The sequence below is a fragment of the Bordetella saccharivorans genome, assembly GCF_045862855.1.
GTDB lineage: Bacteria > Pseudomonadota > Gammaproteobacteria > Burkholderiales > Burkholderiaceae_B > Bordetella_A > Bordetella_A petrii_F.
Genome location: NZ_BAAFZO010000001.1, coordinates 421,677 through 443,194 on the forward strand (window position 1 = coordinate 421,677; position 21,518 = coordinate 443,194).

Annotated in this window: 20 protein-coding genes; 8 read left to right on the top strand and 12 right to left on the bottom strand. The window is 69.8% G+C overall.

Annotation, left to right across the window (positions count from 1 at the left end):
- Positions 1-60: 60 nt before the first annotated feature.
- Positions 61-1,089: a biotin synthase BioB gene (bioB, locus tag ACKTT0_RS02020; protein ID WP_407847680.1), complete on the top strand. Its 1,029-nt coding sequence runs from the start codon at positions 61-63 to the stop codon at positions 1,087-1,089.
- Complete coding sequence (locus ACKTT0_RS02025; RefSeq protein ID WP_407852369.1) at positions 1,086-1,943, top strand: EamA family transporter; 858 nt, start codon at positions 1,086-1,088, stop codon at positions 1,941-1,943. The genes bioB and ACKTT0_RS02025 overlap by 4 nt, the downstream gene beginning before the upstream one ends.
- A 902-nt stretch (positions 1,944-2,845) precedes the next feature.
- Here ACKTT0_RS02025 and ACKTT0_RS02030 read toward each other — a convergent pair.
- Both ACKTT0_RS02030 and ACKTT0_RS02035 read right to left on the bottom strand, forming a co-directional pair.
- A complete protein-coding gene (locus ACKTT0_RS02030; RefSeq protein WP_407847682.1) occupies positions 2,846-4,204 on the bottom strand; it encodes an MFS transporter in 1,359 nt (452 codons plus the stop codon).
- 77 nt (positions 4,205-4,281) lie between these two features.
- Positions 4,282-4,785, bottom strand: coding sequence for a peroxiredoxin (locus ACKTT0_RS02035; RefSeq protein WP_407847684.1), 504 nt, complete (start codon positions 4,783-4,785; stop codon positions 4,282-4,284).
- Between the two features lie 188 nt (positions 4,786-4,973).
- Here ACKTT0_RS02035 and ACKTT0_RS02040 point away from each other — a divergent pair, with 188 nt between their 5' ends.
- Entirely contained in the window at positions 4,974-5,387 is a 414-nt protein-coding gene (locus tag ACKTT0_RS02040) for a hypothetical protein (protein ID WP_407847686.1), read from the top strand.
- Between the two features lie 41 nt (positions 5,388-5,428).
- Here the strand turns inward: ACKTT0_RS02040 and ACKTT0_RS02045 are convergent, their stop codons facing one another.
- Entirely contained in the window at positions 5,429-8,917 is a 3,489-nt protein-coding gene (locus tag ACKTT0_RS02045) for a DUF748 domain-containing protein (RefSeq protein WP_407847687.1), read from the bottom strand.
- Positions 8,918-9,046: 129 nt separating this feature from the next.
- Here ACKTT0_RS02045 and moaC point away from each other — a divergent pair, with 129 nt between their 5' ends.
- The 4 genes from moaC to ACKTT0_RS02065 are packed head-to-tail and all read left to right on the top strand — an operon-like array spanning position 9,047 to position 11,483.
- Entirely contained in the window at positions 9,047-9,535 is a 489-nt protein-coding gene (moaC, locus tag ACKTT0_RS02050) for a cyclic pyranopterin monophosphate synthase MoaC (RefSeq protein ID WP_407847689.1), read from the top strand.
- Complete coding sequence (gene moaD, locus ACKTT0_RS02055) at positions 9,516-9,767, top strand: molybdopterin converting factor subunit 1 (protein WP_028353049.1); 252 nt, start codon at positions 9,516-9,518, stop codon at positions 9,765-9,767. The genes moaC and moaD overlap by 20 nt, the downstream gene beginning before the upstream one ends.
- Before the next feature lie 3 nt (positions 9,768-9,770).
- Positions 9,771-10,244, top strand: a complete 474-nt coding sequence (locus ACKTT0_RS02060) for a molybdenum cofactor biosynthesis protein MoaE (protein WP_407847691.1) — start codon at positions 9,771-9,773, stop codon at positions 10,242-10,244.
- Between the two features lie 33 nt (positions 10,245-10,277).
- Positions 10,278-11,483 (top strand): molybdopterin molybdotransferase MoeA, encoded by a 1,206-nt coding sequence (locus ACKTT0_RS02065; RefSeq protein ID WP_407852370.1) that lies wholly within the window; start codon positions 10,278-10,280, stop codon positions 11,481-11,483.
- A gap of 20 nt (positions 11,484-11,503) precedes the next feature.
- Here ACKTT0_RS02065 and ACKTT0_RS02070 read toward each other — a convergent pair whose 3' ends face one another.
- The 9 genes from ACKTT0_RS02070 to ACKTT0_RS02110 form a co-directional block, all read right to left on the bottom strand.
- On the bottom strand, positions 11,504-12,124 hold the full coding sequence (locus ACKTT0_RS02070) for a cysteine dioxygenase family protein (RefSeq protein ID WP_407847693.1): 621 nt from the start codon (positions 12,122-12,124) through the stop codon (positions 11,504-11,506).
- Positions 12,124-13,116 carry an acrylyl-CoA reductase (NADPH) gene (gene acuI / locus ACKTT0_RS02075; protein WP_407847695.1) on the bottom strand — a complete coding sequence of 331 codons (993 nt, stop codon included), beginning with the start codon at positions 13,114-13,116 and terminating at the stop codon, positions 12,124-12,126. The genes ACKTT0_RS02070 and acuI overlap by 1 nt, the downstream gene beginning before the upstream one ends.
- Positions 13,117-13,218: 102 nt before the next feature.
- Positions 13,219-13,965 (bottom strand): enoyl-CoA hydratase/isomerase family protein, encoded by a 747-nt coding sequence (locus ACKTT0_RS02080; RefSeq protein ID WP_407847697.1) that lies wholly within the window; start codon positions 13,963-13,965, stop codon positions 13,219-13,221.
- The gene (locus ACKTT0_RS02085; RefSeq protein ID WP_407847699.1) at positions 13,962-15,473 is read right to left on the bottom strand and encodes a class I adenylate-forming enzyme family protein; all 1,512 of its coding nucleotides are present in this window, start codon (positions 15,471-15,473) and stop codon (positions 13,962-13,964) included. Before ACKTT0_RS02085 ends, ACKTT0_RS02080 begins: the two co-directional genes overlap by 4 nt.
- Positions 15,470-16,441 (bottom strand): tripartite tricarboxylate transporter substrate binding protein, encoded by a 972-nt coding sequence (locus tag ACKTT0_RS02090; RefSeq protein WP_407847700.1) that lies wholly within the window; start codon positions 16,439-16,441, stop codon positions 15,470-15,472. Before ACKTT0_RS02090 ends, ACKTT0_RS02085 begins: the two co-directional genes overlap by 4 nt.
- Positions 16,442-16,506: 65 nt before the next feature.
- A complete protein-coding gene (locus ACKTT0_RS02095) occupies positions 16,507-16,848 on the bottom strand; it encodes a carboxymuconolactone decarboxylase family protein (protein WP_028353041.1) in 342 nt (113 codons plus the stop codon).
- Positions 16,849-16,902: 54 nt separating this feature from the next.
- Complete coding sequence (locus ACKTT0_RS02100; RefSeq protein WP_407847701.1) at positions 16,903-18,105, bottom strand: mandelate racemase/muconate lactonizing enzyme family protein; 1,203 nt, start codon at positions 18,103-18,105, stop codon at positions 16,903-16,905.
- Between the two features lie 310 nt (positions 18,106-18,415).
- The gene (locus ACKTT0_RS02105; protein WP_407847703.1) at positions 18,416-19,192 is read right to left on the bottom strand and encodes an IclR family transcriptional regulator; all 777 of its coding nucleotides are present in this window, start codon (positions 19,190-19,192) and stop codon (positions 18,416-18,418) included.
- Positions 19,193-19,260: 68 nt separating this feature from the next.
- Entirely contained in the window at positions 19,261-20,226 is a 966-nt protein-coding gene (locus ACKTT0_RS02110) for a tripartite tricarboxylate transporter substrate binding protein (protein ID WP_407847704.1), read from the bottom strand.
- Between the two features lie 126 nt (positions 20,227-20,352).
- On the opposite strand from ACKTT0_RS02110, the gene ACKTT0_RS02115 reads away from it, so the two are divergent.
- Positions 20,353-21,513 carry a CaiB/BaiF CoA transferase family protein gene (locus ACKTT0_RS02115; RefSeq protein ID WP_407847706.1) on the top strand — a complete coding sequence of 387 codons (1,161 nt, stop codon included), beginning with the start codon at positions 20,353-20,355 and terminating at the stop codon, positions 21,511-21,513.
- Positions 21,514-21,518 lie beyond the last annotated feature (5 nt).

A 21,518-nucleotide genomic window follows, 5' to 3' on the forward strand; every position in this document is an offset into this window, starting at 1 on the left:
CCGGCCCATTGGCCTGCCCCGGTTTCGCCGCGGCGCCATGACGATCCACCGGAGAACGCCATGCACACCTCGACCATTCCCGTGTCCGATATCGCCAGGCCGGCCGCTCCCGCGCCGCAGGCCTGGCGTGCCGACGACATCCTGGCCCTGTACGAACTGCCGTTCATGGACCTGCTGTACCGGGCCCAGCAGACGCACCGGCAGCATTTCGACGCCAACGCGATCCAGTTGTCCAGCCTGCTGTCGATCAAGACCGGCGGCTGCCCGGAAGACTGCGCCTACTGCCCGCAGTCGGCGCACTACGACACCGGCCTGGCGGCCGACAAGCTGATGCCGCTGGACGAGGTGCTGCAGGCGGCCCGCGCCGCGCAGGCCGGCGGCGCGCAGCGATTCTGCATGGGCGCGGCCTGGCGCAGCCCCAAGCCGCACCACCTGGAGCAAGTGGCCGAGATGATCAGCGCGGTCAAGGCGCTGGGCATGGAAACCTGCGTCACGCTGGGCATGCTGCGCGAAGGCCAGGCCGAGCAACTGAAAGCGGCCGGCCTGGACTACTACAACCACAACCTGGATACCTCGCCCGAGTTCTATGGACAGATCATTTCCACCCGCACTTACCAGGACCGCCTGGACACGCTGGAACGCGTGCGCGATGCCGGCCTGAGCGTGTGCTGCGGCGGCATCGTGGGCATGGGCGAGTCGCGCCGCGAACGCGCCGGCCTGATCGCGCAACTGGCCAGCCTGGATCCTTATCCCGAGTCGGTGCCGATCAACAACCTGGTGCAGGTGGAAGGCACGCCGCTGGCCGGCACCGAACCGCTGGACCCGTTCGAGTTCGTGCGCACCATCGCAGTCGCCCGCATCACCATGCCGCGCGCGCGGGTAAGGCTGTCGGCCGGCCGCGAAGCCATGAGCGACAGCCTGCAGGCCCTGTGTTTCCTGGCGGGTGCCAATTCGCTGTTCTGCGGCGACATGCTGCTTACCACCGCCAACCCGCAGGTGGCAGCCGACCAGCGGCTGCTGGCGCGCCTGGGCATGCATGCCGAAGGCCTGCCGCCGCCATCGCCCGGGAGCGCCGCCGCATGTTCGTGACGCCCGGGCTGCTATACCTGCTGGCCAGCGTGGCGTTCAGCGTCACCGTGGCGGTGCTGCTGAAGCTGGCGCGCCGCCACGACATCGACGTCCGGCAGGCCATCGCCGCCAACTATGCGGTCACGGCGGCGCTGACCTGGCTCATGCTGAACCCTTCGGCCAAACAGCTCGCATCGGCCGGGCAGGCGTGGGGCCTGTTGTTGGCGCTGGGGCTGCTGCTGCCCAGCGGCTTCATGGCGATGGCGCAATCGGTGCGCCATGCCGGCATCGTGCGCAGCGACGCCGCGCAGCGCCTGTCGCTGTTCCTGCCGCTGCTGGCGGCTTTCGCGCTGTTCGGCGAGCCGCTCACGCTGCGCAAGGCCGCCGCCGTGCTCCTGGCTTTCACCGCATTGTTCTGCGTACTGCGGCGGCGCACGCCGGCGGCGGCCGCCTCGGCCGACGGCCGCGCCTGGCTGTGGCCGCTGGGCGTCTGGCTGGCGTACGGGGTAGTGGATGTGCTGTTCAAGCAGGTCGCCAAGACCGGCGCGGCGTTCTCGGGCGCGCTGCTGATCGCCTTCGCCCTGTCCGGCATCGTCATGGCCGGCTACCTGCTGCTGCGACGCACCGAGTGGCAGGCGCGCCACCTGTTGGCCGGCATGGCGCTGGGCGTGGCCAATTTCGGCAACATCGTGACCTACATCCGTGCCCACCAGGCGCTGCCCAACAATCCCGCGCTGGTGTTCTCGACCATGAACATGGGGGTGATTGCCGTGGGCACGGTGGTGGGCGCGCTGGTGTTCCGGGAGAGGCTCAGCGGCTTGAACCTGCTGGGACTGGTGTTGGCGGGGGCGGCCATCTTGATGATGATGCCGTGAAGGGGATGATGCGCGGGTGTTGATGGCTAAGGGGTAGAGTTCGGCGTTAGAGGTTGTTGTTCTATTGGCGTCGGGGCGGATGGGCGGAGCCGGCGGGGCTTCCGTGGCCGTCCGGGCGCCCAGCGCGCCCGGCACCGCGTCGCTCGCCTCGTCCGGCCCCTTCGGGCCTCCCTACGGCATCCGCTCGCTCGGCCCCGAGGCGCCCCGCCGGCTCCGCCCATCCGCCCCGACTCGCGACAACGCCAAACCGCCACGCCGCTGCCGCCAATACCGTTCTTGCGCTTCGTCGGCCGCGCCTGGGGGGAAGAAAAACATCTTGCAGGGCCGCGTGTTCCAGCCGCCCTGCGCGGCTTGAAAACGCATTCGGGCGGGATGCGGGGTGGGTGGTTTTTCATGGACGTTGCCAAGCCCTACCAGCCAGGCCGGTAATGGTGCGATGTGCAGATGTTGGCGCGCGTTGTCGTTATCGGGCGTCCGGAAGCTTCTAACGCTCATCGTGCAACATACGAATCACGACCCCGTCCTTCGACACCAGTCCTTCGACACCAGCCTTTCGCCCGCCACCGGCCGAAAGCGTGTTCCAGCCGCGCAGGGCGGCTGGAACACGCGGCCCTGCAAGATGTTTTTCTTCTCCTCGCCGCGACCGACGAAGCCTACGAGCCCATATCGTGCCGGCGGCGTATCGAGGTTGGTCAGGTGCGAGTCGGGCCGTGGCGCCGGGGGTGGCGGGGCGCCTCGGGGCCGAGCGAGGGAAACCGAAGGAGCGTAGCGACGAGGTTGACGAAGCGGTGCCGGGCGCTGGGGGCGCCCGGACGGCCACGGAAGCCCCGCCGCCCCCGGCGCCACGGCCCGACGCCAATAGAAAGAACAGAGAACGACACCCTCCAGGCAGCCCGCGCCGATCAGGTGCCCGTCCGCACCTCGCCCGCCTCCGGCTCCTCCCCGGTGCTGGCGGCATCGGCCGCCGCCTCCGGCCCCTGCACCACGCCCGGCTCGGGCGAAGCCATCTCCATGGTGACATCGATCTCCGGATCCACGCGCGGGTCGAGCGCCGCCGCGGCGGGCGAACTCTGCAGGTTGTCGGGCAGCGGCACGAAATGCACCGGCGCCTCGTCCACCTGGTGCGCGCCTGTCACGCGGGCCGGCCGCACCTGCCATACCAGGACCAGCGCGCACACCGATACGAACACGTAGTACATGCTCGGCCCCGCCGTCGACATCAACAGGCCGGCCACCATGGGCCCCAGGCACGCCCCCACCCCGTAGGTCATCAGCAGGATGGCGCTCAGGCCGACGCGGCGTTCGGGCTCGACGTGGTCATTGGCGAAGGCGGCGCCGAGGGGATAGAGCGTGAACTGCAGCACGCCGAATACGCATGACAGCAGCACCAGCAGCCAATATGGCAAGGTGAACCAGCCCCACATGGCCACCGGCAGCAGCGCCAGCAGCAAGGCATTGAAGCGGATCAGGCCGGCGCGGTTGATGCGGTCCGACAGCCAGCCCATCGGCCATTGCGACAACAGGCCGGCGGTGACGCCCGCCGCCACGAAGATGGCCGATTGCGACGTCGTCATGCCGTACTTGGCGGCGTAGACGGGAGCCAGGCCGTAGAAAGCGCCGGACAGGTTGCCGGCCACGAACAGCACGGTCAGCGACAGCGGCACGCGCTGGCGGAAGAAGTGCAGGTCCAGCGGCGCCGGCAGCGGGGTGGGCGGGTGCGAACGCGCCGTCACGGCGATCGGCACCAGGCACAACACCAGGCAGGCCGCCACCAGGGTCAGCGGCCCCTGGTCGAGCGAAGCGTAGGCGGTCAGCACGAGCTGTCCCAGCACCGTGCCCAGGCCCGACACGACCATGTAGACCGAAAATACGCGGCCGCGCTGGTGGTTCTCGGTCTGTTCATTGAGCCAGCTTTCGATCACCATCAGCTCGGTCACCATGACGATGCCCGACACCAGGCGGAACAGCAGCCAGACCGGCATGTAGTCGACCAGCATCTGCGCCAGGATCATGCTGGTGGAAATGGCGGCGCATGCGACGAAGGCGCGGATGTGGCCGACGCGGATGATCAGCTTGTGGCCCAGGCGCGCGCCGCACACCAGGCCCAGGTAATAGCCGGCGATCAGCGCGCCGATCCAGATTTCGCTGACCGATTCGGCGGTCAGCCGCAGCCCCATGTAGGTATTGAACAGGCCGGTGCCTATCAGCATCAGCAACGTCGCCAGGTACAGCGACGAAAACGAGGAAATGGTGGATAGCATGGGTGCGGGGAACGCCGCTCGCTTGGGCGGCGCCGCGGGCGCTGCGCGCGCCCGCGGCGTACGACAACAACAATAGACTAGATCTGCGACAGCATGGTGGCGGCGTCGCTGACTTCGAACTTGCCGGGCGCCTCGATGTTCAGTTTCTTGACCACGCCGTCTTCGAGCAGGGCCGAATAGCGTTGCGAGCGCACGCCCATGCCGCGCGCGTCGAGGTCCAGCTCGAGGCCCAGCGCGCGAGTCCAGTGCGCCGAGCCGTCGGCCAGCATGCGCACCTTGCCGGCGGCCTTCTGCTCGCGGCCCCAGGCCCCCATCACGAACGCGTCGTTGACGGCCACGCACCAGATCTCGTCCACGCCCTTGTCCTTCAGGGCCTGGGCCTGCTCGATGTAGCCGGGCAGGTGCTTGGCCGAGCAGGTGGGCGTGAAGGCGCCGGGCAGGGCGAACAGGGCGATGGTCTTGCCCTTGACCAGGTCGGCGACCTGGAAGGCATTGGGGCCGAGCGCGCAGCCGTCGGCCTCGGTGTCGAAGAATTCTGTCAGGGTGCCGTCGGGCACGCGGTCGCCCACTTTGATGGTCATGTACCTCTCCATGTACAAGCAGAAAACGGGCGGGAATCGCCCGGCAAACCCTCATCATAGTGCCAGTCGGACCGTTGCGGGGCTGACCGTCCGGCCGGAGGGTGGCGGGAAAGAAACATGCACAGTCTGATACGACTCCACACCGCGGCGGGGATGCCGGCGCGGCGGCGCCTTGCCATAATGGAGCCATGCGCACCCTGCTGACCACCGTCGTCGGGCTGGCCCTGGGCTGGGCCGCCCAGCCCGCCCTGGCGCAGAGCCAGGCGGAATTCGATCAACTCGTGACCACGGCCGGCGCCACCAACGGCGCCGCACAGGCCTGCGGCGCCGCCGCGCCCGACCTGGCGCGGCACCAGGCCACGGCGCGCGCCAACCTGCAGCGCTACGCGGCCGAGTTCGGCTATTCCGCGGCGCAGTTCGACCCGCTGTTCCAGAAGGGGCGCGGCGAAGGCAAGAAAATGATGACCGACATGCGCGAGTCCGGCGTGGACGGCTGCGCCGGCATGCTGGGCAGTTTCCAGCACGAGCGCGACATCGGCTACGACGAAATGAAGCGCGCCATCGCCGAAGTCACCGACGGCCTGCCCGAGCCCCGGAAATAGGCCGGCGCCGCGGCAAGCGCCGCCGGCCGGCCCGGCGCGCGTCACTGCAGCGCGAAATCCACCCGCGACGGCGCGGCATCGCCCTCGCCCGCCGCGCCGTCGAGTTCCGGCGCCACGATGAAGATGCGGTCGGCCGGGCCGCTTTCCTGCAGCTTTTCATACACCGCCTGGGCGCGCGCCTCGGCCAGCTGCCGCAGGTCGTCGTCGCCCACCGGCGCGGCCTCGCGCAGCAGCGCTTCCATCTGCTCGGGCGGGATCGACTTGGCGAAGCCGATGAAATTGCGCGGTTTGTTCTCGATGTCGGTGTCGTCGTAGACCTCTTCGAGGTATTCGGCCCGCTCGGCGTCGGTCAGCGTGACGCCGGCCGGGTCGGGCCGCTTGCCGCGGCCGCCGCTGTCGGCGGCCTTGGCCTTGCGGATCTGCAGGTCGACCCAGGCCTGCCGCAGGCCTTCCGTGTCGGTGGCTGGATCGGCGCGGCCGATGATGTCCAGCTTGAGGCCCGGCCGGTCGTTCAGGGCCTTGGCCAGGGTGGCGATGCGCTCGTCGGCCTCGGCGGCGAGGACCGCGCTGCCCGGCTCGAAGTTGATATAGGACAGTTCCTCGCCCCCGCCGAAGGCCGAGGCCAGCAACGAGAACGGCGAGGTGACCGCCTTCACGACCAGGTTGACCAGCACCCGCACGATGATGCCGCCCACCGAGAATTGCGGGTCGTCCAGCGACCCGGAGATGGGCAGGTTGATATCGATATTGCCGCGGCTGTCCTTGAGCAGCGCCACCGCCAGCATGACCGGCAGGTCGGTGGCGTCGGGGCTGTTGGTCTTGTCGCCGAAGGTGAGCTGGTTGAGCACCACGTGGTTGCTGGCCTGCAGGGCGCGGTCCTTCAGCTTGTATTCGAGGTCCAGCGACAGCTTGCCGCGCTTGATCGGATAGCCGACGTACTTGGCCGAATAGGTGGTGAAGCGCGGCAGGTCGACGCCCTTGGCCGAGGCCTTCAGGTCCAGCGACAGGTATTCGGCGAACGGCTGCACGCTGCCGCTGATGGACAACGGCGCGGTGCCGTAGACCCGCCCGGTGACCTTGACGTTGGCGGGCTTGGGGCTGCGCGACGACACCGCGGACAGGCCGCCTTCGATGCGCGAGAGCTCGGCCGTGTAGTTCGGCTTGACGAAGCGGTCAGTGAAGGTCATGCGGCCGCTCTTGAGCGTGACGCTGGCGATGGAGATGTCGGGCAGTTCGCCCGACTTGCCTGGCTGGCGCGGGGCGCGGCCGCGCGTCTGGGTGTCCTGCGTGATCGACCCGCCGGCCTGGCCCGGTTCGGCCACCAGATCCATCACGTTCAGCCGGCCCTCGGCGCTGAGCAGGATGCGGCCGTAGAAATCGTCCAGGGTGATGTCGCCCAGGTTGGCGGCGAACTTCGCGCCGTCCATCGACACCTGCATGCCTTCCAGGCCAAGGCGCTTCCATTTGAGGAAGTCGTCGCGGTTGACGCGGTCGGCGAGGTCCAGCCCGGTGACGTCCACCGCGCCCTGCCAGCCGGCCTTCATGGGCGCGCCGCCGGCGGCGGCGGCGAACGAGGCCTGGCCGCGCGCGCCCACCGTGACCGCGCGCACGGTGGCGTTCAGGCTGGAGGCCACATACGGCGCCAGCGAGGCCAGGTCCAGCCCGGCCAGGTCGACCTCGGTCTGCAGCGCCAGCGGCTGGGGGGTGAGCGAGCCCTTCAGGGCGAGCCGGCCATTGCCCTGGATGCCGGAGGCCTCCAGCGTGAACGGCGTCGGCGTCGCGTCGAGCGCGAGGCGGTCGGCGGCCAGGGTGAGCTGGTCCAGGGCCAGCGGGACGGCGGGCTCGACCGATTCGTCGCGCACTGACAACTTTGACAGGTCGGCCTTGACCCCGGTCGCCGATACCTGGGTCGCGCCGCCTTTTTCGGCCACGTTGACGCGCGCCTGCAGGCTCAGGAAGCCGTCGAGCAGCCGGATGGGCGCCTGACTGCGCACCGCCTGCGCGAACGGCGCCAGCCCGAGGTGGCCGGCCCGCACGTCCAGGTCGAGCGCCAGCGGGCTGAGCATCAACGGGCCCTTGGCGCGGATCCAACCGCCATCGGCCGGGTTGTCCATGGTCAGCCACAGGTGGATCGGCCGGTCCGGCGGTTGGGGGAACTGCACGTTCTCGACCGTGACCGCCATGCCCGCCAGGGCGTAGTCGAGCTGGGTCGCGGCGTCGCGCAGGCGCAGGCCGAAATCGTTGATGTTGATGGCGTCGACGGAAATACGCCAGCCGTCCGGGGCGGGCGCGGGCTGGCCGGCGTCGGCCGGCTGGGGCGCGGCCGGGGCAGCCGGCTTGGCCGCATCGGTGTGCGCCTCCGGCGCGACGGGATCGGGTTTGGCGGCGGGCGCCGGCGCGGCCACCGGCGTGGGCTTGGGCGCCGGCGCGGGCTTGGAGGCCGGCTGGCCGCCGCCCAGGGCCTGCAGCTTGTTGATGATCTCCAGCCAGTTCACCCGCTGGCTGGCGTCGCGCCGCGTGTGCGCCTGCGGCGACCAGAGCTCGACCTGCCCCACCGCCAGGCGGCGCTCGACCAGGTCGAAGGCGATGCGGCGCACGTCCAGCGTGCTCCAGGCGAGCAGGGGCTCGCCGGAGGTTTCGCGCACGTCCAGCTGCCGCAGGCCCAGGTCGCCCACCACCTTGACGCGCGGCGCGGCGTCGCGCGGCTGCTCGAACACGACCTGCAGGTCGGAATCGAGCAGCGCCCGCTCGACCTTCACGGGCAGCGGCGCGGGCCAGGCGTCGGCCCATTTTTCCAGCTCCAGGCCCTGGAACGCCACGTTCAGGGTCGAGGCCGGCACCACGTCGAATGGCCGCGCCACCCCGGTGAGGTCGAACGGGCTGCCGTTGATGCGCATGTGCACGCGCGGCTGCACGTCGATGTCGGTGGCATAGCCGAAGGTCGAGATGAAGGGCACGCCCAGCGCGATCTCGTCGACCTGCTGCTTGCGGCCGGTGACCTGGTCGTCCAAGCTGATGGAGCCTTCCTCGAGCACCAGGTTGTTGAGCGAGAAGCGCGGCAGGCCTTCGTCTTCGCCCGCCTCGGGCGGCGTGGCGGGCCGCGCGGCCGCCATGTCCGCCAGCTTCTGCTGGATGTCGGAGAAGTTGAAGCGGGTCACGTCTTCGCGCACCAGCGCGATGCGCGGACGCTGCACGCGCAGCGAGTCGACCACCGGCGCGAACCAGAACAGCGACATCCAGGAAGCGCTGACATCGAGCTGGCCGATGTCCAGCAGCGGCGCGGCCCCGCCGGGCTGCGCCACGGAGAGATCATGGGCCCGCACCGTGAGCGTGAAGGGATTGAAGCTGATGTCGCCCACCTGCACCTGGCGGCCCAGCAGGCCGGCCACGTCTTCGGTGAGCGCGCTGCGCAGCACCTTGGGAACTTGCCAGGCGGCGATGCCGCAGAGGATCAGGATGACGGCCAGCGTAGCCAGTAGGATTTTTCCGATTCGCCGGGTAAACCTCAACCTGGGCATCCTGAGGGGCATGCGTGATCTCCTGGTACGGGCACGGGGATTATCGCGCCCCCGGCAGAGCTCGTCTATCATAGGGCGTGGACGCGATGGTCCTCGCCCGAAACCGTCCCGCATTTTCAATCGTTAACACTTTTTCTGCCCATGTCTTCCCCTTCCCCCACGCTCAGCCACCTGGACGAGTCCGGCCAGATCCGCATGGTCGATGTCGGCGCCAAGGCCGACACCGACCGCGTCGCCATCGCGCGCGGCAGCGTGCGCATGAATGCCCAGGCCTATGCCCTGCTCACGCAGCCGGGCCAGGGCAAGGGCGAAGTGCTCAACACCGCGCGCGTGGCGGCCGTGCTGGCGGCCAAGCGCTGCGCCGAGCTCATCCCGCTGTGCCACAGCCTGCCGCTGGCCTTCGTGGGCGTGGAGTTCAACCTGCACGACGCCGCCCACACCGTCGAGGTGCGCGCGACCTGCCGCACGCGCTACAAGACCGGCGTCGAAATGGAAGCCATGACGGCCTGCAGCGTGGCGGCCCTGACCATCTACGACATGTGCAAGGCCGCCGACAAGGGCATCGTGATCGAACAGGTACGCCTTGAATACAAGGCAGGAGGTAAAAGCGGTGAGTGGCGCAACGATTAACCTGCTGTACTTCGCGCGCGTCGCCGAACTGGTCGGCAAGCGCGCCGAAGCCTGGCCGCTGCCCGAACAGGCCACCGGCGCCGAACTGCTCGCCGCGCTGCAGGCGCGCTACCCGCAGCTCGAGCCCGCCGCGCGCCTGAAGCTGGCCATCAACCAGACCCATGCCAAGCCGTCGGCGCCGATCCGGCCGGGCGACGAAGTGGCCATCTTCGAGCCGGTCACCGGAGGCTGAGCCATGATCACCGTCCAGGAAGCCGACTTCGACGGCGCGGCCCTGCTGGCCGCGCTGCGCGAACAGGCCGGCGCCGAAGCCGGCGCCATCGTGTCCTTCACCGGCTACGTGCGCGACTTCGCTCCGGACCAGGCCACCGACACGCTGTTTCTCGAACACTACCCGGGCATGTGCGAGCGCGAGCTGCATGAAATCGCCGACACGGCGCGCCAGCGCTGGACCCTGGCCGGCACCGTCATCGCCCACCGCGTGGGCGCCCTGCCGCGCGGCGCGCAGATCGTCTTCGTGGCGGCCGCCAGCGCACACCGCGGCGACGCCTTCCGCGGCTGCGAATACATGATCGACGCCCTCAAGACCCGCGCGCCCTTCTGGAAACGCGAAACCCTCGCCGGCGGCCGCAGCTTCTGGGTCGAGCAGCGCGAAGCCGACGACGCGCGCACCCGTTCCTGGGACGCCGGCGCCACGCCGCGCGACTGACCACCCGCCATCCGATACCGCATGAACAACGATCTGCTCGACTTCGACCGCGCCCAGGCGCTGCTGGCGCAGGCCGCCGCCCCCCTCGACCGCCGCCAGCTGGTGGCCCTGGCCGACGCGGCCGGGCGCGTGCTGGCCAACGGCCTGTCGGCCACGCTCGACCTTCCGCCGGCCGACAACAGCGCCATGGACGGCTACGCGATCCGCCACGCCGACTACCAGCCGGGCGCCAGCCTGCCCGTGCAGCAGCGCAGCTACGCGGGCGAGATGCCGCAGCCGCTGCTGCCGGGCCAGGCCACGCGCCTGTTCACCGGCAGCCTGATCCCGGAAGGCGCCGACACGGTGGTCATCCAGGAAAACACCCGCGAATCGGACGGCCACGTGCAGATCCTCGAAGCGCCCGCGCCCGGCCAGTTCGTGCGCAAGCGCGGCATGGACACCACCGCCGGCCAGCCGCTGCTGGCGGCCGGCACCCTGCTCGAAGCCGCGCACATCGCGCTGCTGGCATCGCAGGGCCTGACCCATGTGCAGGTCTATGACCGCCTGCGGGTCGGCATCCTGACCACCGGTGACGAACTGGTCGCGCCCGGCGCCGAGCGCGCCGCGCAGCAGATCTACAACTGCAACGGCCCGATGCTGGCCGCGCTGGTGCAAAAGACCGGCGCGCACACCGTGCACGTGCTGCACGCGCGCGACAACGAAGCCGACCTGCGCGCCGCCCTGACGACCATGCTGGCCGACTGCGACCTGGTGCTCAGCATCGGCGGCGTGTCGGTGGGCGAGAAAGACCTGGTCAAGCCGGTGCTGGAATCGCTGGGCGGCAAGCTGGCGCTCTGGAAGGTGCGCATGAAGCCCGGCAAGCCGGTGGCGCTGGCGCATATCGATGGCAAGCCGGTGGTGTGCCTGCCCGGCAACCCCGTGTCGGTGTATGCCGTGTATGCCATGCTGGTGTCGCCCCTGGTGCGCCGCATGCAGGGCCGCGCGGCGCTGTTTCCGCCAGTGGGCGCGGCCGCGCTGCGCACCGAGCGTCCGCGCCAGGACAGCCGCGAGGAATTCCTGCGCGTGCAATGGCGCCAGGAACCGGGCGGCGCGCCCGAACTGGTGCCCTATCCCAACCAGGATTCGTCCGTGATCAGCTCCATGCCCTGGGCCACCGGGCTGGCGCGCATGCCGGCGGGACAGGAAGTGCGCGACGGCGACGTGGTGGCCTATTACGACGTGGCGCACTGGCTCGCCTGAAGGCGGCGCGCGCGGGCGGCCTACCGGCCCTGGCCGGCCAGCCCCCGGCGCACCTCGGCCGAACGATCCCATACATTCGGCAGGGAAGCGCTCGAATAGCCCGACACGAACGGCTTGGCCTGCCCAGTGTCCGGGTCATAGACATGCCGCGCGATGGCGCCGATGTTGCCGCCGTACAGGTGCACGCTGATCGACACCGCGTCGGCATGGGCATTCCACACCCGGTGGATGTCGCCTTCGGCGGGCGACAGCACTTCGATCTGGCCCGGCTGCAGCGCCACCGGCGGGCCGTCCGGCGCATAGCCGGGCGCGGCGGCCCGGTAGCGCTGGCTCCACTCGCTGCCGCGCAGCATCGCCACGTAGCCCCATACGGTGTGGTCGTGCACCGGCGTGGCTTGCCCCGGCCCCCACACGAAGCTCACCAGGCTGAAGCGCTCCAGCGGATCGCAATGCAGCAGGTACTGCTGGTAGTGCTCGGGATGCGGCACGGCGCAGGCCTCGGGCAGCCAGTCGTCGTGCGCCACGAGTGCCGCCAGTTGGGCTTGCAGGGCCGGCCCGGCCATGCCGGCGGCGCCGTGCCGGTCGGCCTGGCGGGTGGCGCCGACAATGAAATCGCGCAAGCGTTCCGGACCGGTCGCCATCAGGATTCCCCCACCCGCACCAGCACGCGACCGTGCGGCAGCTTGCCGGCCAGCAGCGGCGCGGCGTAGTCGATGGCTTGCGCCAGCGGGACTTCCTCGGCCATGGCGTCGATGCGTTTGCCCGGCAGGCTGGCGGCCAGGTCGTCCCAGGCGGCCTGGCGCTGCGCCATGGGCGCATAGACGCTGTCGATGCCGGCCAGCGTCACGCCGCGCAGGATGAACGGCGCGACCGTGGCCGGCAGGTCCATGCCCTGCGCCAGGCCGCAGGCCGCCACCACGCCGCCATACCGCGTGGCGGCGCAGGCGTTGGCCAGCGTGTGGCTGCCCACGCTGTCGACCACGGCCGCCCAGGTTTCTTTCTGCAGCGGCTTGCCAAGCTCGGACAACTGCGCGCGCTCGATGATGCGCTGCGCGCCCAGGCCCTTGAGCCGCTGGTGCGCGTCGGCGCGCCCGGTGCTGGCCACCACTTCGTAGCCGCGCCGCGCCAGCAGCGCGATGGCGGTGCTGCCCACGCCGCCGTTGGCGCCGGTGACCAGCACCGGCCCGCTGTCCGGACGGATGCCCAGGGCCTCGAGCCGGCGCACGCACAGCATGGCGGTGTAGCCGGCCGTGCCCAGCATCATGCAGCGCCGCGGCGTCAGGCCCTGTGGCACATGCTGCAGCCATTCGGCCGGCACCCGCGCATAGCCGGCCAGCCCGCCCCAGCGCGTCTCGCCCAGGCCCCAGCCGTTGAGCAGCACCGCGTCGCCCGGCGCGAAGCCCGGGGCGTCGGACTGCTCCACCACGCCGGCGAAGTCGATGCCCGGCACCATCGGGAACTGCCGCACCACCGGCGCCTTGCCCGTGATCGCCAGGGCGTCCTTGTAGTTCAGCGTGGAATACTGCACGCGCACGGTCACCGCACCCTCCGGCAACTGGCCGGGTTCGACGCGGGCCAGTGCCGCATGCGTGGTCTTGTCTTGCTGCGTCAGCATCAGCGCCGCAAAGCTCATTGCTAGCTCCTCATGTGTTGCCGCGCGCGGCGGCGGGCATCGCGGATGCCCGGCCGCCGGCGGGATCGATTCAAGATGGCCGCTTTAATACAAGCATAGCCCTCAACGGCCGGCGAAACGCGGATCGCGCTTGTCGCGGAAGCTGGCCAGCCCTTCCTGGAAGTCGGCGCTGCGGAACACGCGCTCGGTCTCGCGCCAGGCCAGGCCGGCCGTCTCCACCGGGCTCTGCGGCACGGTCGCGGCGGCGAAACGCTTGAGCATGGCCATCACCAGCGGCGCGTTGGTGGCCAGCCGGCGCGCCAGCTTCATGGCCTCTTCCAGGTGCGCGCCGGGCTCGGCCAAGCGGTTGACCAGGCCGACCTCGTAGGCGCGCTGCGCGTCCACCACCTCGCCCAGCAGCATGAGCTCCATCGCCACTTTGTGCGGGATGCGCGCGGCCAGCGAGGCGATCATGCCGCCGGCGAAGCCTAGCTTGGGTTCCGGATAGGTAAAGCGCGCGTCGCGGGTGGCGACGCACAAGTCGCACATGGCCACCAGCACCAGCGCGCCGCCCACGCACCAGCCGCTGACCGCGGCGATGAGCGGCTTGTCCAGCGCCACGCCGACATTCGGCGTGAAGCTGCGGTAGTCGGGCGGGCTCTGGGCGTCCCGGTCGCGGCCCGAGGAAAAGGCCCGGCTGCCGGCCGCGGTCAGGATGCCGACGCGGTCGTCGGGACTGTCGTTCAGGCGCATCCACGCCGCCGCCAGGCCGGCCTCGACCTCGGGGCCGATGGCATTGAGCCGCTCGGGGCGGTTGATGGTGATGACGGCGATGCCGTCCCGCGATTCGTACGTCACCGCGTCGCTCATAGCAGGTCTCCTATCTGTTGCAACAATTGGGGTTTCAGGACTTTGCCGTTGGGCGCCACCGGCAGCGCCGGCACGAACAGGATGCGTCCGGGCCGCTTGTAGGGCGACAGCCGCTCGGCCAGGTGGGCCCGCAGCGCGGCTTCCTGCGGCTGCCGGCCGGGCGCCGGCTCGACCACCGCGACGATCTCTTCATTGCCGGCCACCGCATGGCCGAACACGGCCGATAACTGCACGTCGGCATGGCTGTTGAGGGCCTGCTCCACCTCCAGCGGCGAGACGTTGAAGCCGGAGCGGATGATCAGGTCCTTGGCGCGGCCGACGATCTCGATGCGCCCGTCCGGCAGGCGGCGCGCCAGGTCCTGGCTGTTGAACCAGCCGTCGGGCCTTAGGGCCGCGGCGGTCTGTCCGGGCGCGCGGAAATAGCCCAGCATCACATTCGGCCCGCGCAGCCACAGTTCGCCTTGCGCGCCGTCGACCACCTCGCGCCCCTCGGCGTCGCAAATGCGCAGGCTCATGCCGGGGGTCGGCGGCCCCACCGTGGTGCCGGGATCGGGATCCTCGAGGCGGGTCCAGCACGTGCCGGAGGCTTCGGTCAGGCCGTAGCCGTTGTGCAGCGGCAGCCCGAACAGGGCGCGCGCCTGCGCGCGCAGCGTCGGGTCGAGCGGCGCGCCGCCGGCGGCGATGAAGCGCAGCGCCGGCGCGGCCGCCCCGTCCGGCGCGGCCTGCACCAGGCGCGCGAACATGGCGGGCGCGCCCTGCAGGATGCTGATGCGGTCGCGCGCCAGCGCGTCCAGGCAGTGGCGTGGCTCGAAGCGCGCCACCAGCCGGATGTGCGCGCCCGACGACAGCGTGCCGAGCAGGCCGGAGGACAGTCCCATTACGTGCGTGATGGGCAGCACGCCGTATACCCGGTCCGCGGGCGTGACCTGGCGCAGTGTGCGCATCAGGCCGCCGATGTGCAGCAAATTGGCGTGGCTCAGCATCACCCCCTTGGGCACGCCAGTGCTGCCGGTGGTGTAGATCAGCGTCGCCACCTGCCGGGCGGCGTCGGCCTGCACGGGCTCGGCGGTGCTGGCGGCGTCGGCCGCGCCCACCGCCACCGCGCCGAACGGCGTCGCATGCGCGGCAGCGCCATGGCGGCGCGCGTGGGCCGCCGCGTCCGGCGAGGTGTCCAGCGCGTACAGCAGGCGGCGCGGTTGCGCCAGGCGCGCCACCGTGTCGACCTCCAGCGGCGCGCGGCGGGCGTTCTCGAGCACCGCCCACAAGTCGAGCCGGCCCGCCGCCAGGATGAGGGCGGCCAGCGTCGCGCCGTTCTCGCCCACCAGCATGACGCGCTCGCCGGGCGCCAGCCCGAGCCCGCGCAGGAACGCCTCGGCCTCGCTCACGCGCTGCGCCAGCTCCGCGTACGTCCAGTCGACATGCGCATCGGACAACGCCGGCTGCCGCGGCGCGCGGCGCGCCCAATCGGCCAGGCAATCGGCCAGCCGGCGCGGCGCGGGCGCGCTCATTGGGGCTCCACCTTCATTTCGCGGGTCAGCTTCTGCCAGCGCTGCATTTCCGCCTCCACATACGCGCCGAAGGCCTGCGGGGTCGAGCCGGCCGCTTCGGCGCCCAGCGTCGTGAGCGTCTTGCGCACCCCTTCGGTCTGCAGCATGGCGTTGATGTCGGCGCTGACCCGCTCGAGAATCGGCTGGGGCGTGCCGGCCGGCGCCCATACGCCGTACCAGGCGGTCACGTCGTAGCCCGGCAGGCTCTCGCCGATGGCCGGCACGTCGGGCAGGTAGCTGGACCGCTTGGGCGTGGTCACGCCCAGCACGCGCACCTGGCCCGCCGCGATGTACGGCAATGCCTCGTTGGCGAAGAACATGGTGGACTGCCCGCCGATCACCGACTGGATCGCCTGGGTGCCGCCCTTGAACGGTACGTTGACGATCTGCGCCCCGGACAGCACCTTGAACAGCTCGCACGACAGATACGGCGAGGAGCCCACGCCCGAAGTGGAGCAGCTCAGCGATTCCGGTTCGCGCTTGGCCAGCGCGATCAGTTCGCCGAGGCTGCGCGCCGGCACCTTGGGGCCCACCGCCAGGTAGTTGGGCACCGAGGTCACCTGCGCGACCGGCGCCAGGTCCTTGCGCAGGTCATACAACGGCTCTTTATAGAAGAAGTTGTTGAGCACATTCGAGATGCTGCCGAGCAGGAAGGTGTAGCCGTCGGGCTCGGCGCGGGCGACGAATTGCGAGCCCAGCATGCTGCCGGCGCCGGGCTTGTTCTCCACCACCACCGTCTGCTTCAGGCTTTCGGTCAGGCGCGCGGCGATCATGCGCCCGAGCGTGTCGGAAGCCCCGCCGGCGGTGTACGGCACGATCATGCGGATCGGCTTGTCCTCGGGCCAGGCAGCCTGCGCGGCGAGCGGCGCCAGTCCCAGCAGCAAGAGCGATGACAACAGGCCGCGGCAGCGGTGCGCGACGATATTCATGGGTGTCTCCTCCGCCGGCGTCCATGCGCAGGCGTGTGGTTGTCAGGAACGCGGGCGGCGCCCGCTCAGCGCTGGAACTGGCCGAAGGCCTCCAGGGCGCGCACCGAATACACATACGCGGCGCCGGCATTGAGCGCCACCGCGGTACCCAGCGCCTCGGCGACTTCCTCGGCGGTGGCGCCGGCCTGCTGCGCCGCCGCCGCATGCGAGGAAATGCAGCCGTCGCAGCGCGTGGTCACCGCCACGGCCAGCGCGATCAGTTCGCGGGTCTTGGCGTCGAGCGCCTGGCCCTTGCCGAGCGCCTCGTTCAGGCCGCGATACGCGCCGACCACCGGCGGATTGGCCTCGGCGAACGCGCCGGCGGCCTTGCGCAGGTTGGTCAGCGTGTCGGTCCAGTTATTCATCATGATGCTTGTCTCCTTGGCTACGGGGATGGTGGCGGGCCGCGGCCCGCCGTGGATTCAATGGCGCGGGCGCGGCTGGATCAGGCCGCCGCCGGCCTTGGGCGGATGGGCGCGCAGCGCCTCTTCGATCGGGTCGGTGCCCCAGCCGGGCCGGTCCGGCACCAGCAGGTGGCCATCGCGGTATTCAGGCGCATGCGTGAACAGTTCATCGTCCCAGGCCAGCCGGTCGATGTCGGTTTCCATGATGCGGAAGTTGGGCACGGCGCAGGCGAAATGCGCGTTCATGAAGGTGCACAAATGGCCATAGAAATTGTGCGGCGCCACGTTGACCTCGTGCGTCTCGGCCAGGTCGGCGATCTTCACCGACTGCCACACGCCGTTCCATACCGCGTCCACGATGGCCACGTCGACCGCGTTGCCGCGCAGGAACGGCAGGAACTCGCGGGTGCCGAACAGCGTCTCGCAGGAGCTCACCGGATGGGGGCTGTGCTGGCGGATATAGGCCAGGGCGTCGGGGCTGTAGCTGTCGATCTCGACCCAGAACAGGTCGTGGTCGGCGATGGCCCGCAGCAGCTTGAGATAGCCCTCGGTCTTGGCGTTGAAATTCAGGTCCAGCAGGATATCCATGTCGGGACCGGCGCCATCGCGCAAGGCCTCGAGGTTGTCGCGCAGATTGCGGACCAGCCGCCGCTCGACGTTCAGCTCCGGATGGAATGGCGCGGCGAAGCCGGGCCGCCAGGCATGCGCGGGGCCGTCATCGAACAGGAACAGGTTGGTCTTGAGCGCGGTAAAGCCGCGCTCGCGCGCCTCGGCGCCCATGGCCTTGACGCCGTCCAGGTCGGTGACAGGCGGGCCGAAGTACTTGGGATGGTTGATCCGCCACGCCGGGCAGTGCGACCAGTACACCCGCAGCCGGTCGCGCAGCTTGCCCCCCAGCAGTTCGTAGCACGGCACGCCGAGCGCCTTGGCGCGTACATCGAGCAAGGCGTTCTCGAGTGCGCCGATGCCCTCGCCCACCACCCCGCCGGCCGCCGGCCGGGTCCTGCTGTAGGCCTCGGCATAGAAGCGCTGCGGGCCGGGCACCGGCTGGCCGACCAGGCCCTGTGCCAATTGCGCGATGACGGCAGTCACGCCCGGCGAGCCGAACCCTTCGTCGTATTCGCTCCAGCCGACGATGCCCGCGTCGGTCTCAACCTTCAGGAAGTGATAGTTGCGCCAGCCCGCGTCGCACGCGAGGGTTTCGACATTGACGATCTTCACGCAGTCTCCTTATTTCCCAATTATTAGGACTTATATCTTTTTATTCAGGACTTAAATTCATACTACGCGCAAAAACCGTGGCGTTCAACCTTTTGGATATTGCGTCCTGTTATTTGGGATTAAAAAGTGCTTGCATGGTGGGTGCCGGACTATGGGTGCCTGACACCGGCGCGAGGAGAAGTCAGGGAGGTGCAAGGTGTCAGACACCCGGTGGGTGTCTGGCACCTGCGCGAAGAGGAGAGGCGCCATGCGCGCGCATGGCGGGACAAGAGAAACAGAAGGCCGCGCGCGGCTGGCGCGGCGGCCGGCGTCAGGCCGTGCCGGCCGGCCTGGCGTAGGGGCCGGAGTAGCCGAGCTGCCGCGAGATGGCCTCGGCGGCGTCGAGGATCAGCGGGACATACTGGGCCATTTTCACCGAGGTCAGGCGGTCCAGCGGGCCGGAGATGCCGAGCGCCGCCACCGGCCGCTCCAGGCCGCTGAAGATGGGCGCCGCCACGCCGCCGATGCCGTCGCGCCACTCGCCCCGGTTGATGGCGTAGCCGGCGCGCGCGACCTCGGCCAGTTCCTGCTTGAGCACGTCTTCGGTGGCGCGCGTGGTCTGGGTGTGCGAATGCAGCTGGCTCTTGTAGTGCGAGATGTAGTCGAGCTGCTGGAACGCCAGCAAGGCCTTGCCGGTAGCCACGGCATAGGCCGGCGCGCGGCCGCCGATCACGGAATAGGCGCGGATGGGCTGCGGGCTGTCGATCTTGTCGATGTAGACCACGTCCAGCCCGTCGAGCACCGACAGGTGCACGGTCTCGCCGGTCTGGATGGCCAGGGCGCGCATGAAGGGCGGCGCATAGGAGCGGACATCCATGTTCGACAGTTGCCGCGCGCCCAGCTCGAACATCTTCAGCGTGCTGCGATAGCTGCCGGTGTCCTGGTCGCGCACCACGTATCCGGCATGGGCCAGCGTCTGCAGGGTCCGGTGGGTGTTGCTGCGCGACAGCCCGCACACCTTGGCGATCTCGTCCAGCGTGTGCGCCCGGCCGTCGAGCTTGCTGACGGTCTCGAGCACCATCAATCCCTTCAGTAGAGTCTTGTCCATGTACGGTTACCAGATTGCCACGCACGCCATTGTATGCGCTGGCCCCTTGGCATCCGGGCCGTCCGCGGTCATTTGAGGTCGGCGTTCTTGACCACGTCGGCCCAGATGGCGATCTCGTCGCGCAGCGCCTGGTCGGTCTGCTGCGGCGAGGTCGGCACGGCCGTGGCGCCCTGCCCCGCCATGGCCTGGCGCACCGACGGCTGCGCGGCCGCCTGCCGCATGGCGGCCGACAGGCGCTGCACCACCTGGTCCGGCGTGTCGCGCGGCGCCAGCATCGCATAGCGCGTGCTGAGGTCGTAGCCCGCCACGCCCTGTTCCTGCAGGGTCGGCACGTCCGGCAGCGCCGGCGCGCGCGCTGCCGTGGTGACGCCGATGAAGCGCAGCTTCGGGTTGGCGACCTGCGACATCAGCGTGGGCATGGTGTCGAACACCATGTCGACCTGCCCGCCCATCAGGTCGGCCAGGGCCGGGCCGCTGCCCTTGTAGGGCACGTGCAGCAGGCGCGTGCCGGTGGCGAGCTGGAACTTCTCGGCCACCATGTGCTGCGACGAGCCGTAGCCGGCCGAGCCGTACGACAGTTCGCCGGGCCGGCGCTTGGCCAGCGCGACCAGTTCCTGGATGTCGCGCACCGGCAGGTCGGCCCGCACCACCACCGCCAGCGGCGTGGTAGTGGCCATGGAGACGCCGCGCAGCGACTCGGGGAACGCATATTGCTGCTGCTTTGAGGGCAGCAGGGAATTGATCGCCAGGCTGCCTACCGCGCCCAGCAGCACGGTGTATCCGTCCGGTTTGGCATTGACCACCGCCTGCGCGCCGATTTCGCCGGCCGCGCCGGCCTTGTTCTCGACCACGACCGGCTGGCCCAGGATGCGGGCCAGCTCCTCGGCATAGACACGCGCCGAGAAATCGGTGGCGCCGCCGGGCGGGTACGGCACCACCATGCGGATGGGAGCAGCGGGCCAGGAACCGGCCAGCGCGGTCGTGGCGGCGGCGAGCAGCAGGACGCCGCCCAGGCGGGAAAGGAATGCGGTCATGACAGTCTCCTTTGATGAAGTCCCATTTTTTGGGATTTAAATTCTATTATTTGATTTTTTATAGGCTCCCATATAACATTCCAGGCGTCAATCGCATTCGGCCGGGGACGGCCCACAGGAGCACAAATGAAGCAGGAATCCACCCTGGCGGGTGTACGGGTCATCGAAATCTGCAATGTGGCGGCCGGGCCTTTCTGCGGCCTGCTGCTGGCCGACATGGGGGCCGACGTCATCAAGATCGAACCCCCCGGCACGGGCGACACCCTGCGCAGCTGGGCGCCCATCACCGATGGCTACAGCGAGAATTTCGCCTCGTTGAACCGCAACAAGCGCTCGGTGGCCCTGAACCTGAAGGACGAGGCCGACCGCCAGGTGGCGGCCGACCTCATCGCGCATGCCGACGTGCTGATCGAGAACAACCGGCCCGGCGTCATGGAACGCCTCGGCCTGGGCTACCAGGCCATGTCGGCGCGCAATCCCGGGCTGGTCTACTGCTCCATCTCGGCCTATGGGCAAAGCGGCCCGCGCAGCCAGGAAGGCGGCTTCGACCTGACCCTGCAGGCCATGAGCGGCCTCATGAGCGTCACCGGCGAACCGGACGGCGCCCCGGTCAAGTGCGGCGTGCCGGTCTGCGATTTCACCGCCGGCCTGTACGGCGCCTTCTCGGTGGCGGCCGCGCTGCGCGCCGTGCAGGCGGGCCAGCCGGGCACGCACATCGATGTCTCCATGCTGGGCGCCACGCTGGGCATCGCCGCGCTGCAGACTTCCCAGTATTTCGGCATGGGAGTGGATCCGGTCAAGCTGGGCTCGGCGCACCCGCGCAATGCGCCCTACCAGGTGTTCCGCTGCCGTGGCGGCTATTTCGGCATGGCGGCCGGCAACGATTCGCTCTGGAAAGCCGTGTGCCAGGTGGTCGGCCGCCCGGAATTGTTCGACGATGAACGCTATGCCAGCACCACCGCGCGCGCCACCCACCAGGAAAGCCTGCGCGACATCCTGGAAGAGATCTTCGCCGGCGCGGATGCCGACACCTGGCTGGCGCGCTTTCGCGAGGCCGGCGTGCCGTGCGCGCCGATCAACCGCTATTCCGACGTGCTGGGCGACCCGCAGGTCGAGCATATGCAATGGGTGCAGGACCTGACGCTGCCCAATGGCGCGCAGACCAGGACTTTCGTGTCGCCCATCCGCTTCGACGCGCGCACCGCCGGCGTGGCGCGGCGTCCGCCCGGACTGGGCGAGCACAACGCGGAAGTGCTGGCCGAACTGCGCGCCCGCACGGAGCAATAATGGCC